This window comes from Amycolatopsis sp. NPDC051903 (assembly GCF_044452505.1).
GTDB lineage: Bacteria > Actinomycetota > Actinomycetes > Mycobacteriales > Pseudonocardiaceae > Amycolatopsis.
In genome coordinates this window covers 121,917-138,622 of record NZ_JBITBT010000016.1, presented here as the reverse complement: position 1 = coordinate 138,622, position 16,706 = coordinate 121,917, and the positions used below count along the sequence as shown (strand labels likewise).

Here is a 16,706-nt window from a genome sequence, read left to right as displayed (position 1 = left end):
CGTGAACCAACCGCCGAATCCCCCTGTTCAGCCGCAGGCCGCGCTCCCCGGTTGCTGGTGGCACCCCAACCGCCCGACCGGCCTCAGCTGTGCGCGCTGCGGGCGCCCGGCGTGCCCCGACTGCCTGCGTGAAGCGCCCGTCGGCTTCCAGTGCACCGACTGCGTGCACTCCGGGACGCAGCAGCAGCGCCAGCAGCACCGGCAGTACCAGAACTCAGGACTCGGCCAGCGCACGATCGCCGGCGCGCGGCTGTCCAAATCCTTCGTGGTCACGAGCACGCTGCTCGCGATCAACGTCGTCTTCTTCCTGGTCACCGTGCTCCAGACGAAGAGCATCTGGGACAACGGCAACGCACCCCTCGAACAGCTCGGCTGGCTGCAGCCCTACGCCACCCTCGGCGGTGGCGAGTGGTGGCGCATCTTCACCTCGGGGTTCGTGCACTTCGGGCTGATCCACATAGCGGCCAACATGTTCTCGCTGTGGATGATCGGCCGCGGGCTCGAGCAGATCTTCGGCAAGGTCCGGTTCCTCGCGGTGTACTTCGTGTCGATGCTCGGCGCGTCGACGGCCGTGCTGTTGTTCGACAACCCCGGACAGGCCTCCGGTGGTGCCTCGGGCGCGCTGTTCGGCCTGATGGGCTGCTACGCCGTCATCGTCGTGAAGCTCAAGCTGAACCCGGCGGGCCTGCTGGTCACGCTGGCGATCAACGCCTACATCACGTTTTCGATCCCCAGGATCTCGATCCTGGCCCACGTCGGCGGGCTCGTCACCGGCGCGCTGGTGGCTGTGGCGATCCTGTACGCGCCGGAGCGCGACAAGGCGCGCTGGCAGGCGATCGGGGTGGGCATCATCGTGGTCGCGCTGCTGGGTCTGGTGATCTACCGCGGCGCGCAGTTGCCGTCGGCGGACTGCCGCTTCACCGACCAGGTCATCAACGGCATCCGGCAGTACAACTGCTTCATCGCTTAGAGCCGGCTGCGCAGGACGGTCAGCACGTCCAGGACGTCGCGCGGGTCTTCGCCGAGGTCGGTGCGGCCGAAGATGTACAGCTCGTCGCCGTGTTCGAGTTCCAGGGTCACGCCGTCGCGGCCGAGGCGGCGGGTGGTGCGCAGGTGCGTGCGCGTGTGCGCCCAGGGCAGGTGGTGGGTGCCGCCGAGGGTGCGGGCGACGAGGCCGTGTTCGTCGACGGCCAGCCGCGGCCGCACGACGGTCCAGTGCACCGCGAACGCGCCGATCGCGACGGTGGCGAGGCCCATGAGGACCGCGCCCTTGCCGTCGCCGAAGAAACCGTCGAGCACCGCGCCCGCCAGCAGGAGCACCGTGACGAGCCAGGCCGCTACCACAAGCCCCTGACGGGGAGCCCATGAGGTCGGGTAGTTATCCACAGAGGTTATCCACACTGGGGATGAGTCACACCGGTGTAATTCGACGTCAAGCCGCCATTCGGCGTAACGATCAACGCCAGCGCATCGTCATCAGAAGACCGACGATCATCGCCGCGAAACCGATGCCGAAGTTCCAGTTTCCAAGATCGGACAGGAACGAAATCTTGTCCCCGGCGATGTAGTTCACGATGAGCCACAGCAGCCCGAGGAGCATGAGGCCGAACATGACGATCTTGTAGAACAGGTTCGACGGACCGGCGACCTTCACCGGCGTCCGGCGGTCGACGGGCGGGGTGTACGCGGTCTTCTTGCGGACCTTGGACTTCGGCATCGTGTTCCTCGCGTGCTGTGCGTGCTGTACCTGGTGGCGGTGCCTGTACGCGGGCGTCCCGCAGCTCGGGTTGCGCAACCAGCGCCACGTGAACACGTTAACGTAATCGACGGCTCCAGAGCACCGGGCGGGAGCGGTCGGATTTCCGGACTGTGATGATGGCGCCACCGGCAGTTCCGCCGGGGCGCGAGAGGAGCTTGCGTGACCACGCAGGATTGGCCGGGCGAAGACGACCGCCGCCGACCCGCCCCCGGCCCCGACGGCCAGCGGCGACGGCAGCCGCCGCCCGGCGCCGGCAGACCACGCAGACAGCCACCGGGGGACCCCTCGCGCAGAGCACCCGAGCCGCCCCGCGGCTCCGCGGGCGAACCCCCGCGCCCGCAGGCTGACCAGCGCAGATCACCCGAACAGCGGCAGCCGCGTCCCACTCAGCAGTACACCACGGAGCAGGTGCGGGCCGAGCCAGCCCGCACCCAGCAGTACCGGACCCCGCAGCGCGGCTCGGCGGCGGGCGCCAATGGGCCCGGCCGCCGTGGTGCGGGCAGCGCGGCCGCGCCGCGCGACGCCGAGTTCGGCGCCGAAGGCCTCGACGGTGAACCACGGCGTGGTGGCCAACCGCACGGTGGCGGTCCACGCCGTCCGGTGGGGCGGCCCACGGCGCCCGGCGGAGCGGACCAGCCGACGGAGGTGTTCGCGGCGGTCGGGGCCACGGCCACGGCCGTGGCGGAGAAGCCCGCGCCGCCACCGCTCGGGAAGGGCGGCGTGGCGATCCGGACGGCCGGCGAGGTGCTGATCACGCTCGGCCTGATCGTGCTGCTGTTCATGGTCTACGAGGTCTGGGTGACGGACCTGTTCTCGGCCGAGAAGCAGTCGGTGGCGAGCGACCAGCTCGAGGGCGACTGGGCGAAGGACCGCACGCTGCACCCGGAGCTGGTGGACGGCAAGGCGTTCGCGCGCATCCACATCCCGTCGTTCGGGGCGGACTTCAACTTCACGATCCAGGAGGGCACCGGCGAGGACTCGCTGGCCATCGGCCCCGGCCACTACAAGGGCACAGCGCTGCCGGGCGAGCCCGGCAACTTCGGCGTCGCCGGGCACCGCGTGGGCAAGGGCGCGCCGTTCAACGACCTGGACAACCTGAGCTCCTGCGACCAGATCGTGATCGAGACCCAGACCGACTTCTACATCTACAAGGTCCTGCCCTACGACGACGAGATCTCCGGCTGGAGCAGCGGCAAGGGCGCGCAGCCGGAGTGCAAGGGCGTGTCGACGCTGCGCAACCCGAGCATCACGGGCGGCGGCCCCTACGACCAGACGTTCGGCCGCAAGGTCGTGCTCCCGAGCCAGGGTGACGCCGTGAACCCGGTGCCGTACAAGCCGGCGGACGTCCTGCCGAAGGCGCAGATGGCGTCGCTGCTCACGCTCACCACGTGCCACCCGCAGTTCTCCGCGAAGCAGCGGCTGATCATCACGTCGGTGCTCACGCAGCAGGTGCCGAAGTCGCAGGTCGCGGACTACGGGAAGCTGCTGACCGAGATCGGGGGCGCGTCCTGATGTACGGCTGGATCTGGCGGCACCTGCCCGGGCCGTTCGCGGCGAAGCTGGCCATCGCGGTCGTGCTGGTGCTCGGCATCATCGCGCTGCTCATGTTCGTGGTGTTCCCGTGGCTCGACCCCCTGCTGCCCTTCAACGAAGTGTCGGTGGACAACTGAGGCACACCCGCTTCGGCGTCTTCCTCGTCTCCGGGCGGTTCCCGGGGCAGGAGGACTCCGAAGTGCTGCAGCGGACCGTCCGCGCGGCCGAGGCCGCCGAGGCGGCGGGGTTCGACGACGTCTGGCTCGCCGAGCACCACTTCATGCCCTACGGCGTGTGCCCGTCGGCGATCACGCTCGCCGGCCACGTCCTCGGCCGCACGCAACGGATCGAGCTGGGCACGGCCGTGAGCGTGCTGTCGACGACGCACCCGGTGGCGCTGGCCGAGCAGTGGTCGCTGCTCGACGCCGTGTCCGGCGGCCGGCTGCGGCTCGGCGTCGGGCGCGGCGGGCCGTGGCAGGACCTCGAGGTGTTCGGGACCGGGCTCGGGCGGTACGAAACCGGGTTCGAGGAATCGCTCGACCTGCTGCTCGACGCGACCACCGGGAAAGCCGGCGCGAACGGCGAGCACTTCGCGTTCCGCGAGGTGCCGCTGGTCCCGGCCCCGCGGCGGAAGCCGAACGTGGTGATCGCCTGCGGCGGCCCGAAGTCCGGAGCCGTCCGCCTGGCGGCCGACCGCGACCTGCCGCTGCTGCTGGGCTTGCACGCCGCGGACGACGAGAAAGCCGCGACAGTCGAGGCGTACGGCGGGCGAGCGGACCACGTCTCCACGGTGCTCTGCCAGGTCGGCGACAGCCGCGCCGGCGCCGTCGCCACCGTGCGGAAGTCCTTGCCCGGCTGGCTTTCCGCCGGGCTCGCGGCCCACGTGCCGGTGGACGACCGGCCCGGCCCGGCGCGCGATCCGCACGAGTACACCGAGCACCTGTGCGAGATCCACCCCGTCGGCGATCCCGCGCACTGCGTGGCGACGCTGGAAACGAGCCTCCGGCGCACCGGGGTCGCCCACGTGATCATGTTCGTGGAAGCGTCCGGTACGCCGGAGGGCACGGTCGAGAACATCAGGCGGATCGGCGCCGAAGTGCTGCCCGCGCTGAGGAACTAGCGGGACCTAGCAGTCGCGCAGCTCCGGGCTCTGGTTCAGCAGCTGCCCGCGCGGCGAGACGAACGCGCGGTACCGGTCACCGTCCACTTCGGACGAACGGAACACCGCGACCCGGTGGCAGTTCTGGAACGCGAGCTTCACACCGAAGTGGCGTTCGAGGCCGCCGCGGATCGCGTCGGAGGCCAGCGCCCGCAGCAGCTGCCCGCGGGCGGCCTCGCTCGGCGGCGGCGTCTCGTTGTCGGCGAAGCCGTCCGGCGCGCCGTCGGCCTCGGCGATCACGCCCGTGATCACTTCCCACGCGTAGGGCAGCGATTCCCGTACGCAGGCGACGAATTCGGCGTCGGAGACCTCCCCGCGCTCGGCCTTCTCCAGCAGCGCGGGCGATACGTCCAGGGACAAGACAACCTCCAGGGTTGAGTGGGTCTCCTCCTGGCTACTCGCCTCGGCGCGCACGCCACAAGAGAAAACGGTATTCATCACCACTTCGGTGGATCACTCCCACCGGAACAGCCGCACGGCCAGCGCCGTCCCGCCTACGGCGAACGCGGCCAAGGCGACGAACTGCAGCGGCTGAACGCCGGCGCCCACCCACGCGTCCTGCAACGGCTGGGTGCCCGGCGGCACGTACGCGCCGATCCGCTGGATCACCTGCGGCAGCAGCGGCCGCGGCAGGTACACCCCGCCGAGGAACATGATCGGGAAGAACGCGATCATCGCCAGCGCCGAAGCGCCCTTCGCCGTGCGCGCGACCGACGCCGCGACCAGGCCCAGCGCGAACACCGAGACCAGGCCGAGCAGCAACGTCAGCGCGTAAGTGAGCGGGTGGCGCGGCAGTGGCACGTCGAACGCGACCCGGGCGGTCACGAGCATCAGCAGCACTCCGGCGAGCGCCACCACCGCGTGGATCACGAGCTGCGCGAGCAGCAGGTGCGCCGGCGGCACCGGGGTCGTCGCGAGGCGGCGCAGCACGCCCTGCTCGCGGTAGGTGGCCACGGCCGCCGGGATCGCCTGCAGGCCGAGCATCGCGAGCGAAATCACGACGAGCGAAGGGACCCACAGGTCGATGAAGCGGTAACCGCCGGTCGCGTCGCTCGGTCGCGACATGCCGGGGATCGAGCCGATGCCGAGCAGCAGCGTGGTCGGCAGCGCGATGCCGAACAGCGCCCACAGCGGCGTGCGAAGGAAGAGCTTCGCCTCGGTGGCGACGAGCTTGGTGAAGGTGTGCACGGTGCTCACTCCCGTCCGGTGAGGGTGACGAACGCGTCGTCCAAAGTGGATTTCCCCGTGGTGGCGCGGAGTTCGGCGGGGGTGCCGGTGGCGATGATCCGGCCGGCGTCGAACACGGCCACGCGGTCGCAGAGGCGTTCGGCCTCGTCCATGAAGTGGGTGACGAGCACGACCGTCACGCCGGCGTCGCGCACGTCCCGGACCACGTGCCAGGTGTCGCGGCGCGAATGCGGGTCGAGGCCGGTGGTGAGCTCGTCGAGGATCGCGACCTGCGGGTCGCCGACCAGCGCGAGCGCGATCGACAGCCGTTGCCGCAGGCCGCCGGAGAGCTTGCCGAACGCGGCCGTCCGGTGGTCTTCGAGGCCGAGCCGCCGCAGGAGTCCGCCCAGGTCGGCGTGCTCCGGGTAGAAGGCGGCGAACAGCTCCAGCGCCTCCTGCACCCGCAGCTTCTCGGGCAGCCGCGCGTCCTGGAGTTGCACGCCGACGAGCCGGCGCAGCCGCACGGAGTCCTTCGCCGGGTCCAGGCCCAGCACGGAGATCGTGCCGGAATCGGGCCGGCGCAACCCCTGCAGGCACTCGACGGTGGTGGTCTTGCCGGCGCCGTTGGTGCCGAGGACGCCGAAGATCTCGCCGCGCTCGACGGCGAACGAAACGCCGTCGACCGCGACCCGCTTGCCGTAGGTCTTGCGGAGCTCGGTGACTTCGATGAGTGGCATGCGAAAAACGCTAGGCACGCGCGGCGTCCGGCAGAATGATGGTGAAACCCCAGCTCAGGTGGGGTTTTGCTGACGCGGGGGTGGGGCTGGGCCCACCCCGGTCCGGGTGCTGCGGCCCGTGCGCCGGGGCGGCCGGATCGGTCACACTCGCCGGGAGGGGAAAGGGGGTGGCCACGTGCCTCGACGGCGTGCGTTCGCCCTCGCCGGTCTCGCGGTGCTGAGCTGGTTCGACGCGCTCGTGGAGCTGCTCGCCTTCCTGCTGCTCTGCGTCGGGCTCGTCTTCTTCCTCAGCCCCGCCCTCGACCGGGCCCGCGGGCGCTCGGCCCGCACCCGCGAGCTCGTCGGCCGGTGGTGCGGGGTCGAGGTCGCCAGCCCGTACCGGCCGGCGCCAGTGGAGCCCGAACGCGAGCGCGACGGCTGGTACCGCGACGGCAACCAGCTCTACAAGCGCGCGTGGTGGATCCGCTGGAACCGACGTTTCACGTGGATCACGGAGGACCCGGCCACCGGCCGCGAGCTCGGCTGGCAACTGGTCAACCCGCCGTTCGCGCTGCTCACAGCCTTGCTCTCGCTCGCCGTGGGCGCCCGTGCGCTGCGCTGGTACGGCCGCTGGACGCGCTTCTGGCTCGGCCCGCGCCCGCCGGCCGGGCCCCCGCGCAAGCGGTGGCTGCACCGGCACCTCGAATCGTTCGGCCACCAGATCGGGCTGCTCGCGCTGTCGCTCGTGCACCTGGGGTTCTCGGTGTGGCAGTTCGTGGTGATCATCGGCGCCGCCCCGGTCGCGGCGCCGCTCGTGGTGTCGTGCCGCACGATCCCCGACACGCTGCGCCGCGAGGCCGGCAATTGGACGGGCGTGCGCATCGCGCGGCCGTACCTGCCGCCGCCCGGGCTGCCGGTGCCGCGGCCGGACGGGCTCTATCAGGTCGGCAAGCAGCTGTACGACGAACCGTGGTGGCCGGTGCAGCGCGCCCGCACACGGTGGATCCTGCGTGACCGCGCGACCTGGCGCGACCTCGCCGGCGGCGCGCTGATCCCGCCGGTCGCGCTGCTGCTGACCCTGCCCACGGTCGCGTTGCTCGGCTGGGGCCTGACCGGGCTCGTGGTGCTTTGGGTCCTGAGGCCGTTCGGGTCGGCACCGGTCCAGTGGTTCCCGCTGCCCGAGGTGACGACGCACCTCGGCGCGCTCGCTCAGACGCCGGTGGCGCTCGCGCTGATCGTCGCCGGTCTCGCGCCGACGACGTTACTGGCCCGCCAGCAGGCCCGCTTCGCGCGGCTGTGGCTCGGGCCGACGGACGCGATGCGGCTCGCGCAGCGGGTGACGCGACTGGACCAATCGCGCACCGACGTCACGGTCGCCCAGGCCGCCGAGCTGCGCCGCATCGAACGCGACCTGCACGACGGCATCCAGTCGCGGCTCGTGGCCATGGGCCTGAAACTCGGGGCGATCGAGGCGCTCATCGACAGCGACCCCGAAGCGGCGAAACGGCTCGCGGCCGAGCTGCGCACCGCGTCGTCGGACGCGCTGACGGAGCTGCGGTTGCTCGTGCGCGGCATCCACCCGCCGGTGCTGTCCGAGCGCGGGCTGGTCGACGCCGTGCGCGCGGTCGCGCTCGACAGCCCGCTCAAGGTCGACGTGACGGCCGACGTGCCCGGGCGCGTCGAACAACCGGTGGAGGCGTGCGTGTACTTCGCCGTGTGCGAGCTGCTGGGCAACGCGGCGAAACACGGTGGGGCGCGCCGGGTTTCGCTCTCCCTGTCACACGCCGACGGCGAGCTGCGCGTGGTCGTGACCGACGACGGCAGCGGCGGCGCCGAAGCCGCGCGGGGCTCGGGACTTCGCGGAATCGAGCGGAGACTGGGCGGTTTCGACGGTAGGTTGACGCTCACCAGCCCGCCGGGCGGACCGACCGAGGCGATCGTGGAGGTGCCGTGCCAGCTCAGTCCCGAAGCCGCCCCACCACCGTCGTCGCCGAGGACCAGTACCTCCTCCGGGACGGCCTGACGCACCTGCTCACCGCCCACGGCTTCGACGTCGTCGCGGCCGTCGGCTCCGGTCCTGAGCTGGCCGCGGCGCTGCGGGAGCACCGGCCCGACGTGTCCGTTGTGGACGTTCGCATGCCACCGAGCAACACCGACGAAGGCCTGCAGGTGGTGCTCGCCGCGCGGCGCGAAGTACCGGGCCTGCCGATTCTCGTGCTGTCACAACACGTCGAGCAGCTCTACGCGCGGGAACTCCTCGCCGACGGCACCGGCGCCGTCGGCTACCTGCTCAAGGACCGCGTGTTCAACGCCGAGCAGTTCGTCGACGCCGTGCGCCGCGTCGCCGCCGGCGGCACGGCGATGGACCCCGAGGTGATCGCGAAACTGGTGGCGGGCAATGCCGCCGACCCGTTCGCGGCCCTCACCCCGCGCGAACGCGAGGTGCTGGAACTCATGGCCGAAGGCTGTTCCAACGCCGCCATCGCGGCGCGCCTGCACTTCAGCGAGGGCGCCGTCGGCAAGCACACGGCCGGCATCTTCGGGAAGCTCGGCATCGCCGCGTCCGACGACACCAACCGCCGCGTGCTGGCCGTGCTCGCCTACCTCGGTGCCGGCTCGTGAATCGGCACTCGTGAATCGGCTCAGCTACGGGAAACGCGCACCATCTCGTCGCGCTCCACGACCTTGATGCGCTCGCGGCCGTGGGGTTCGCCCAGCGCCTTCTCGTGCGCGTCGAGCTTGCCCCAGCCCTCCCACGTGGTGAACGGGATGCCGCGGCCGGCGAGGAACTCGAGGATCGCGTCGGGGGAGCCGTGCTGGGGCTGGGTCAGCGTGCCGGCGTCGGCCAGCAGGCTCGCGACGGTCTCGGCGGCGTCGCCCTTCGTGTGGCCGATGAGCCCGATCGGACCGCGCTTGATCCAGCCGGTGACGTAAACCCCGGGCACGTGGTTCTCGTCGAGGTCCAGCACGCGGCCGGCCTGGTTCGGCACGACGCCCGCGACGTGGTCGAACGGCACCTCCGGCAGGTGCGACGACTGGTAGCCCACCGCGCGGTACACGGCCTGCACGTCCCAGTCGTGGAATTCGCCGGTGCCGCGCACGCCACCTTCGCCGTCGTACTCGGTGCGCTCGGTGCGCAGGCCGACGACGCGGCCGTCTTCGCCGAGCACCTCGGCCGGTGCGTGGAAGAAGTGCAGGTGCAGCCGCTTCGGCCGGGAGCCCTCGTCGCGGATCGCCCACTCCTGCAGGGTCTTCACGACCATGTCGATCTGCTTCGACGAGCGCAGCGCCGCGACGCTCGCCTCGTCGAACTCCATGTCCTCGGGGTAGACGATCACCTCGACGTTGGGCGAGTGGTCGAGCTCGCGCAGCTCCAGCGGCGTGAACTTCGCCTGCGCCGGGCCGCGGCGGCCGAACACGTGGACGTCGGTGACCGGGCTGGCCTTGAGGCCTTCGTGGACGTTCGCCGGGATGTCGGTGGCCAGCAGCTCGTCGGCCGTCTTGGCGAGCACGCGCGCGACGTCGAGCGCCACGTTGCCGACGCCCAGCACGGCGACCGAAGTGGCGGTGAGGGGCCAGGTGCGCGGCACGTCGGGGTGGCCGTCGTACCAGGAGACGAAGTCGGCGGCGCCGTGGCTGCCGTCGAGGTCGATGCCGGGGATGTCGAGGGGGCGGTCGGCCATCGCGCCGGTCGAGAAGATCACGGCGTCGTAGAACTCGCGCAGCTCGTCGAGCTTGATGTCGGTGCCGTAGTCGACGTTGCCGAGCAGGCGGATGTTCGGGCGGTCCAGCACCTTGTGCAGCGCGGTGACGATGCCCTTGATGCGCGGGTGGTCGGGGGCCACCCCGTAGCGGATCAGCCCGAACGGGGCCGGCATCCGCTCGAACAGATCGATCTGCACGTCGGCGTCTGACTTGTCCAGGAGGTCGGCGGCGTAGATGCCGGCGGGACCGGCGCCCACGACCGCTACGCGAAGAGATCGGCTCACAGGAATCCACGGTAAGTTAGGCCTACCTAACTTTCACTGTGATCTGGCGTACGGTCCAGCAGGTGGGAGCCGCAACTGTGCCGGTCGTTACCAATCCGACCACAGTCACGGCCGCATGGCGCGCGTAGCCACGGCTACGTCTCGCTCGGGGGTCGGCCTACTTTTGGCCGGATCAGTAAGGTGGCCGCATGCGCGTACTCGTCGTCGACAACTACGACAGCTTCGTCTACAACCTCGTGCAGTACCTTGCGCAGCTCGGCGCCGACTGCACGGTGTGGCGCAACGACGTCGTCGACCTCGACCGCGTCCCCGAGTTCGACGCCGTGCTCGTGTCGCCCGGCCCGGGCACGCCCGAGCGCGCCGGCCAGAGCATCGAGGTCATCGCGAAGTGCGCCGAGACGCGCACCCCGATGCTCGGCGTCTGCCTCGGCCACCAGGCGCTCGGTGTGCACTTCGGCGCCACCGTCGATCGCGCGCCGGAGCTGCTGCACGGCAAGACCAGCCAGGTCCACCACGACGGGAAGGGCGTGCTCGCGGGCCTGCCCGACGGGTTCACGGCCACGCGCTACCACTCGCTCACCGTGCTGCCCGAGACGATCGCCGATGACGTCTTCGAGGTCACCGGCCGGACCGGCACCGGCGTGGTGATGGGCATGCGCCACCGCGAGCTACCGCTGGAGGGCGTGCAGTTCCACCCCGAGTCCGTGCTCACCCAAGGCGGGCACCGGATGCTCGCGACCTGGCTGGCCTCGGCGGGGTACCCCGTCGACCCGGCGCTGGTCGACCGGCTGGAGAGCGCCACGAAGGCGCTGCAGAAGGCCGCCGCTGCGTGACCCCGCCGATCCGGCTCGAGGGGGTCGGTAAGCGGTACGGCGGCGGCGAGCTCGTGCTCGACGGCGTCGACCTGACCGTGCCCGCCGGGCGCGTGCTCGGGATCCTCGGCGCGAACGGCTCCGGGAAGTCCACGCTACTGCGGATCATGGCGGGAGTTTCCCGCGCGAGCTTCGGCACCGTCCACGGGACGCCGGCCATCGGCTACCTGCCCGACCGGTTCCCCGGCGGCCAACGGCTGAGCGCGCGGGCGTACCTGCAGCACTTGGCGCGCATCCGCGGCGGAGTCGACTTGTCGGCCATCGATCCGCTGCTGGAACGGCTCGCACTCGTCGGCGGGCCCGACGCGCAGCTGCGCACGCTGTCCAAGGGCAACGCGCAGAAGGTCGGCCTCGCCCAGGCCGTGCTGCCGCGGCCCGACCTGCTGATCCTCGACGAACCGTGGTCCGGCCTCGACGCCGGCACCCACGCGGTGCTCGGCGAGCTGGTGGCCGAGACCCGGGCGCGGGGCGCGAGCGTGGTGTTCACCGACCACCGGCCTGCGGTCGTGCGCGAACACGCCGACGCCGTCCTCCGCATCGAAGGCGGCCGGCTCACGGCCGTCGCGGCCCCGGCGGAAACCCCGGTCGAAACCGAGCCGGCCACGCGCATCGTGCTCGCCGGTTCGGGCGCCGACTGGGCCGGTGAACCCGGGGTCCGGCAAGCGGTCGCCGACGGTTCGCACGTGGTGCTCACGGTCGACGCGACGAGGGCCGACGCGGTGCTGCTGCGCGCGCTTTCCGGGGGCTGGTCCGTGCGGGAGGTGGCGCCGTGCTCGCCGTGAGCCGCTACTACCTCGCGCTGCTGGGGCATTCGCAGCGCTACCTGCCGGCGCTGCTCGCCTACCTCGCGCTGTGCGTGATCCTCTACTCCGACCCGACTTCGCCGGTGTTGCCGCTGTACGGCGTGAGCGGCGGCGCGCTCGTGGTCGTCGGCTGCTGGCTCACGATCGCGGTGCTCGACATCGAAGACCCGGTGCAGCGACTCGTCACGCTCAGCCACGCGCGCAGCCGCGGCCGCACCATCGGTGGCGCGATCGTGGCGGTCTTCGGCATCACGGTGGTGCTCACCGTGCTCACGCTGGCCTGGTCGGCGGTCCGGACCGGCCACTTGGACGGGGGCGGGATCGGTGTCGGGCTGCCGGCGCACCTGGCGTGCGCGTTGCTCGGCATCGCGATCGGCCTGCCGTGCTCGCGGCTGCTCGTCGGCCGCATCGGCTGGACGGTGCTCGCCGCCGTGCTGGTGCTCGGTGTGGTGCTGCTGGCCAAGTGGGTGCCGCTGGTCCACCCGCTGCTGCGGGCGCTGACGAGCGACGAACCGCACGGCGGCCCGCTCGTGCTCGCCGTGGTCACGTCGGTGCTCGCGCTGATCGTCAGCGCCGTCGGCACCGGGTGGCTCGCGGCCCGGCGGGCCTGAGCTCGGAGCGATTCGAGTTCACGCGGAGTAAAACTGCAAATTGCACACAGCAATTTACAGTCAGGATCTTCCGACGATCACGCCGGCACGCTAACGTTTGGCCTTCGCCTGCGCAGGCGTGCCGGCCAGCAGCAGTCCATTGCTGCGGAGGGAGCCCGCGGCGTCGGGAAACGATCCGGCGCCGCGGGTGGTTCACCGGTCCACCGGCATTCGTCGGCGGCATGACGCGCCCGTGCCGACGGCGGATGCCGGTGCCCTGAGCGCACTGCTCCGCGCCGTGGCTCCGAGTGATGTGCAAATTGCAGACAGCAATCCACGGTGCTGCTCTTCCTCCGCGCCGGCGGGTCGGTTACCCTCTCGCCGTCTGTTCACCCGTGAGGGGAGAGTCGTGACGGCTGGGATCGCCGCGATCACCGTGGCCGGGTCGGGTGCCGAGCTGCACCAACTCGCCTCGTGGCTGCGCACGGAGGACGAACTCAGAGACCGCGTTCGGGTGACGGAGAGATCCGTGGCGGGCGACGCCGTGGTCGTGATGGTCAGCAGCCGCTCGGCTGGCACGCTGTGCCGCTCCCTCTTCGGCTGGTTGCGCAAGCGCCGCGGCGACGAAGCGGTGTGGCTCAAGGTGAAGCGGTCCGGCGCCGTCGAGGAGCTCGACGTCGACTGCGGTACGGGCAGCGACGTCGACGAAGTCCTCGAAAGCGTCCGCGGCTTCCTCGACCAGGACTGAGAAACCCCGGAAACGACGCAGGGCCCGCACGGCGAACCGTGCGGGCCCTGGTGTCAGCGGCTCAGTTCTTCGCCGGCGGGAGGCCGCCGAAGCCCGGCGGGCTGTTGCTGCCGCCGCCCGGGATGATCGGAGTGGTCGACGAACCGCCGCCGCTGCTGTCCTCGAGGATCGTCAGCGTGACCGGATCAGTCGGCGAAAGCGTCTCGCCGGCGGCGGGGTCGGTGCGGATGACGGTGCCCGGCTGACCGGCACCGAACTTCTGGGACTTGACGGTGATGTTCCCGGACCAGCCCTTGCTCTGCAGCGTCTGGGTCGCCTGGTCCTCGGTTTGCCCCGTGAGATCCGGCATGGAGATGTCCTGCGGGCCGTTCGAGACCTGCAGCGTGATCGTCGAACCCGGGGGGACTTGCCCGCCGTTCGGTTGCTGGTTGACGACCTGATCCTTCGGCTGCTGGGAAGCGACGTTGCTGCGTTTGACCTGGAAGCCGAGGCCCGTCAGCGTCTTCTTCGCATCGTCGAAGTTCTGCCCCGTGGTGTCGGGCACCTGCTTCAGCGCCAGATCACCACCGACGGTGATGTTCACGGAGGTGCCCTCGGTGGCCGAGGAGTTCGGGGTCGGGTCCTGCGAAAGGATCTTGCCGACGTCTTCCTGCTTGTCCGCCGGCTGAGTATTGGTGTTGCCCAGCTTCAGATTGGCCTGCTGCAGGATCTGGCCGGCTTGGTCCGGGGTCTTGCCGGTCAGGTCGGGCACCGGGACCGAGTTGGGCTTGACGCCCACGGTCAGCTGGATCTGCGTGTCGGTCGAGACGTTCGCGCCGGTGTTCGGGTTGATCGCGATGACCTTGTCGATCTGGTCCTCGGTGCACTGCTGGCCACCGGGGTTCTTGCTGGGGTCCGCGATGCCGCACACGATGTTGGTGTTCGGTGCGAACGACGAGAAGCCCGCCGCCTGCAGCTCCGACTTCGCGGTGATCACCGGGTGGTTCACCACGTTCGGGATCGCCGCCGTCTTCTGGCCGGCGCGGAACGCGCCGTTGAGCCACATGATCAGCAGGATCACGCCGGCCACGAGAAGTGCGGCGACGAGCGCCAGGATCAGGCGGCGCCGGCGCTTGGCGCGCGGGTCTTCGTCCGGCTCGTCGGCGTACTCCTCGTAGCGCTGCGGCTGCCGGCGATCGGCGTTCATGACCTGGGTGCGCTCGTCCTCCGACATGACCATCGGGGCGGACGGGCGCTGGCCCGAGAGCGTGCGCACGAGGTCGGAGCGCATCTCGGCGGCCGACTGGTACCGGTTGGCCGGGCCCTTCGCCAAAGCCTTGAGCACCACGGCGTCGAGCTCCGGCGTCACCGCCGGGTTGACCGACGACGGCGGGTTCGGGTCTTCCCGCACGTGCTGGTACGCCACCGCCACCGGCGAGTCGCCCGTGAACGGCGGCTCCCCGGTGATGAGCTCGTACAGCACGCAGCCGGCCGCGTAGACGTCCGAACGCGCGTCGACCGACTCGCCGCGCGCCTGCTCCGGGGAGAGGTACTGCGCGGTGCCGATGACGGCGGCCGTCTGCGTCATCGCCGACTGACCGTCGTGCATCGCGCGGGCGATGCCGAAGTCCATGACCTTGACGGCGCCGTTCTTCGTGATCATCACGTTGGCGGGCTTCACGTCGCGGTGCACGATGCCGTGGCGGTGCGAGAAGTCCAGCGCGGCGCAGACGTCGGCCATGACCTCCATGGCCCGCTTCTGCGACATCGGGCCCTCGGTCTTCACGATGTCCCGCAGCGTCCGGCCCTCGACGTACTCCATGACGATGTAGGGCAGGTTGCCGAACTCGGTGTTGGCCTCACCGGTGTCGTAGACCGCGACGATGGCCGGATGGTTCAGCGCGGCCGCGTTCTGCGCCTCACGACGGAAGCGTTCCTGGAACTGGGGGTCGCGGGCCAGGTCCGCGCGCAGGACCTTGATCGCCACTTCCCGGCCCAGACGCACGTCGTGCCCGTGATGGACCTCGGACATACCTCCGTAGCCGAGCGTCTCGCCCAGCTCGTACCGATTGGAGAGCAGTCTGGGTGTGCTCATCTCTGTGTGCCGTTCCATTCCGTCCAAGGTGTGGTCATGATGCCTTGCAGGCCCTGCTTCTCGCTCGTTGCGGGCCCGTCGGGTCCGCCTGCGGTCGGTCCCGTGGGCCGGCCGGTCGGCTCGACCGGACCCGGTCTGCCTGTGTCCACGCTTCTCGGCACCTGTCCGTTGCCGGACCCCACCGCTCTGGCGATGACGAACGCCGCCACGACGATGACCGCGACCACGATCACCGCGAGCAGCACCCACCAGCCCCACTGACTCCTCCGCCGCGGCACGGGCGGGTGCACTGCGCCCGGCGTGAGCGGCGGGAAGGCGGGGTTGGAACCAGGACCGATGGGCACGTGGGGGCTGCCGGCCTGCGGCAGCCCGGGGGGTGGCGACGGCGGGACCTGGCCGGCCGCGTAGGCGGCGTTGACCAGGCCCAGCGGCGTCGGCAGGGGGTGGCCGGCGCGGACGGCGGCGACGGCCCCGGCGAACTCGCCGCCGCTCGCGTAGCGCTGCCGCGGGTCCTTGACCAGGGTCGCCTCGATCACCGCGCGCGCACCCGGCGGCACGTCCGGAGGCAGCGGCGGCGGGAGGTCGCGGATGTGCATCATGGCGACGCTCACCGAGTTCTCCGACAGGAACGGCCGGTGCCCGGCGAGGCATTCGTAACCGCACACGGCCAGCGAGTACACGTCGCTGGCCGGCTCGGCGTCGTGGCCCAGCGCCTGTTCGGGCGCGATGTAGTGGGCGGTGCCCATGACCATGCCCGAGCGCGTGACCGGTGCCGCGTGGGCGGCCTTGGCCACGCCGAAATCGGTGATCTTCACCTGCCCGGCCGGGGTGACGAGGATGTTGCCGGGCTTCACGTCGCGGTGCACCAAGCCTTGCTCGTGCGCGGCCTGCAGCGCGTTGCCGGCCTGCTCGAGGATGTCGAGCGTGTAGTCCGCCGACAGGCGCCCGTGCTTGGCGAGGATGCCCGCGAGCGGGTCACCCTCCACGAACTCCATCACCAGGTACGCAATGGGCAGTGCGTCCTCGGCGTTGCCGTCGTCGGAGCCGGCGAACGTCTCGCCGTAGTCGTGGACGGCCGCGATCCCGGCGTGGTTGAGCGACGCCGTCATCCGCGCCTCGGTGCGGAACCGGTGCAGGAACTCCGCGTCGCCGGAGAGTTCGGCCTTCAGCACCTTCACCGCGACGACCCGGTCGAGCCGGGTGTCACTGGCCTGCCAGACCTCGCCCATCCCGCCGACGGCGATCCGGTTCGTCAGCTTGTAGCGCTCGGCCAGCAGCTGACCCGAGGACAGCATC

At 71.0% G+C, this 16,706-nt stretch carries 19 protein-coding genes; 10 read left to right on the top strand and 9 right to left on the bottom strand.

Annotation, left to right across the window (positions count from 1 at the left end):
- Position 1: 1 nt before the first annotated feature.
- Positions 2-970 carry a rhomboid family intramembrane serine protease gene (locus ACIA77_RS29255; RefSeq protein ID WP_395889203.1) on the top strand — a complete coding sequence of 323 codons (969 nt, stop codon included), beginning with the start codon at positions 2-4 and terminating at the stop codon, positions 968-970.
- Here the strand turns inward: ACIA77_RS29255 and ACIA77_RS29250 are convergent.
- From ACIA77_RS29250 to ACIA77_RS29240, 3 genes are all read right to left on the bottom strand, one after another.
- On the bottom strand, positions 967-1,344 hold the full coding sequence (locus tag ACIA77_RS29250) for a PH domain-containing protein (RefSeq protein WP_395889202.1): 378 nt from the start codon (positions 1,342-1,344) through the stop codon (positions 967-969). The two genes, ACIA77_RS29255 and ACIA77_RS29250, sit on opposite strands and share 4 nt — an antisense overlap.
- 112 nt (positions 1,345-1,456) lie before the next feature.
- Positions 1,457-1,717 (bottom strand): cell division protein CrgA, encoded by a 261-nt coding sequence (crgA, locus tag ACIA77_RS29245; RefSeq protein WP_204092310.1) that lies wholly within the window; start codon positions 1,715-1,717, stop codon positions 1,457-1,459.
- 399 nt (positions 1,718-2,116) lie between these two features.
- Positions 2,117-2,338, bottom strand: a complete 222-nt coding sequence (locus ACIA77_RS29240; RefSeq protein WP_395889201.1) for a hypothetical protein — start codon at positions 2,336-2,338, stop codon at positions 2,117-2,119.
- A 21-nt stretch (positions 2,339-2,359) separates the two neighbouring features.
- On the opposite strand from ACIA77_RS29240, the gene ACIA77_RS29235 reads away from it, so the two are divergent.
- The 3 genes from ACIA77_RS29235 to ACIA77_RS29225 all read left to right on the top strand — a co-directional run bounded on the left by ACIA77_RS29235 (position 2,360) and on the right by ACIA77_RS29225 (position 4,412).
- Positions 2,360-3,271, top strand: a complete 912-nt coding sequence (locus tag ACIA77_RS29235; protein ID WP_395889200.1) for a class E sortase — start codon at positions 2,360-2,362, stop codon at positions 3,269-3,271.
- Positions 3,271-3,429 (top strand): hypothetical protein, encoded by a 159-nt coding sequence (locus ACIA77_RS29230; protein WP_395889199.1) that lies wholly within the window; start codon positions 3,271-3,273, stop codon positions 3,427-3,429. The genes ACIA77_RS29235 and ACIA77_RS29230 overlap by 1 nt, the downstream gene beginning before the upstream one ends.
- A 62-nt stretch (positions 3,430-3,491) precedes the next feature.
- Positions 3,492-4,412 carry an LLM class flavin-dependent oxidoreductase gene (locus ACIA77_RS29225; protein ID WP_395889198.1) on the top strand — a complete coding sequence of 307 codons (921 nt, stop codon included), beginning with the start codon at positions 3,492-3,494 and terminating at the stop codon, positions 4,410-4,412.
- 6 nt (positions 4,413-4,418) lie between these two features.
- On the opposite strand, the gene ACIA77_RS29220 is transcribed toward ACIA77_RS29225, so the two are convergent.
- From ACIA77_RS29220 to ACIA77_RS29210, 3 genes are all read right to left on the bottom strand, one after another.
- On the bottom strand, positions 4,419-4,811 hold the full coding sequence (locus ACIA77_RS29220; RefSeq protein WP_395889197.1) for an SCO5389 family protein: 393 nt from the start codon (positions 4,809-4,811) through the stop codon (positions 4,419-4,421).
- 93 nt (positions 4,812-4,904) lie between these two features.
- Positions 4,905-5,639: an ABC transporter permease gene (locus ACIA77_RS29215; protein ID WP_395889267.1), complete on the bottom strand. Its 735-nt coding sequence runs from the start codon at positions 5,637-5,639 to the stop codon at positions 4,905-4,907.
- A gap of 5 nt (positions 5,640-5,644) precedes the next feature.
- Positions 5,645-6,355, bottom strand: a complete 711-nt coding sequence (locus ACIA77_RS29210) for an ABC transporter ATP-binding protein (protein ID WP_395889196.1) — start codon at positions 6,353-6,355, stop codon at positions 5,645-5,647.
- A 175-nt stretch (positions 6,356-6,530) separates the two neighbouring features.
- Between ACIA77_RS29210 and ACIA77_RS29205 the strand changes: the two genes are divergently transcribed.
- Together ACIA77_RS29205 and ACIA77_RS29200 are read left to right on the top strand one after the other, a co-directional pair.
- Positions 6,531-8,357: a histidine kinase gene (locus ACIA77_RS29205; protein ID WP_395889195.1), complete on the top strand. Its 1,827-nt coding sequence runs from the start codon at positions 6,531-6,533 to the stop codon at positions 8,355-8,357.
- Positions 8,354-8,956 (top strand): LuxR C-terminal-related transcriptional regulator, encoded by a 603-nt coding sequence (locus ACIA77_RS29200; protein WP_395889266.1) that lies wholly within the window; start codon positions 8,354-8,356, stop codon positions 8,954-8,956. The genes ACIA77_RS29205 and ACIA77_RS29200 overlap by 4 nt, the downstream gene beginning before the upstream one ends.
- Before the next feature lie 20 nt (positions 8,957-8,976).
- Here the strand turns inward: ACIA77_RS29200 and ACIA77_RS29195 are convergent, their stop codons facing one another.
- Positions 8,977-10,296: an FAD-dependent oxidoreductase gene (locus ACIA77_RS29195; protein WP_395889265.1), complete on the bottom strand. Its 1,320-nt coding sequence runs from the start codon at positions 10,294-10,296 to the stop codon at positions 8,977-8,979.
- Positions 10,297-10,511: 215 nt separating this feature from the next.
- Between ACIA77_RS29195 and ACIA77_RS29190 the strand changes: the two genes are divergently transcribed.
- The 4 genes from ACIA77_RS29190 to ACIA77_RS29175 all read left to right on the top strand — a co-directional run bounded on the left by ACIA77_RS29190 (position 10,512) and on the right by ACIA77_RS29175 (position 13,336).
- Positions 10,512-11,156, top strand: a complete 645-nt coding sequence (locus ACIA77_RS29190) for an aminodeoxychorismate/anthranilate synthase component II (protein ID WP_395889194.1) — start codon at positions 10,512-10,514, stop codon at positions 11,154-11,156.
- A complete protein-coding gene (locus ACIA77_RS29185) occupies positions 11,153-11,977 on the top strand; it encodes an ATP-binding cassette domain-containing protein (protein WP_395889193.1) in 825 nt (274 codons plus the stop codon). The genes ACIA77_RS29190 and ACIA77_RS29185 overlap by 4 nt, the downstream gene beginning before the upstream one ends.
- Positions 11,965-12,609, top strand: a complete 645-nt coding sequence (locus ACIA77_RS29180) for a hypothetical protein (protein WP_395889192.1) — start codon at positions 11,965-11,967, stop codon at positions 12,607-12,609. Before ACIA77_RS29185 ends, ACIA77_RS29180 begins: the two co-directional genes overlap by 13 nt.
- A gap of 388 nt (positions 12,610-12,997) precedes the next feature.
- On the top strand, positions 12,998-13,336 hold the full coding sequence (locus ACIA77_RS29175; protein WP_395889191.1) for a hypothetical protein: 339 nt from the start codon (positions 12,998-13,000) through the stop codon (positions 13,334-13,336).
- A gap of 61 nt (positions 13,337-13,397) precedes the next feature.
- Here the strand turns inward: ACIA77_RS29175 and pknB are convergent, their stop codons facing one another.
- Complete coding sequence (gene pknB / locus ACIA77_RS29170) at positions 13,398-15,410, bottom strand: Stk1 family PASTA domain-containing Ser/Thr kinase (RefSeq protein WP_395889190.1); 2,013 nt, start codon at positions 15,408-15,410, stop codon at positions 13,398-13,400.
- A complete protein-coding gene (locus ACIA77_RS29165; RefSeq protein WP_395889189.1) occupies positions 15,407-16,705 on the bottom strand; it encodes a serine/threonine-protein kinase in 1,299 nt (432 codons plus the stop codon). Before ACIA77_RS29165 ends, pknB begins: the two co-directional genes overlap by 4 nt.
- Between the last annotated feature and the right edge of the window lies 1 nt (position 16,706).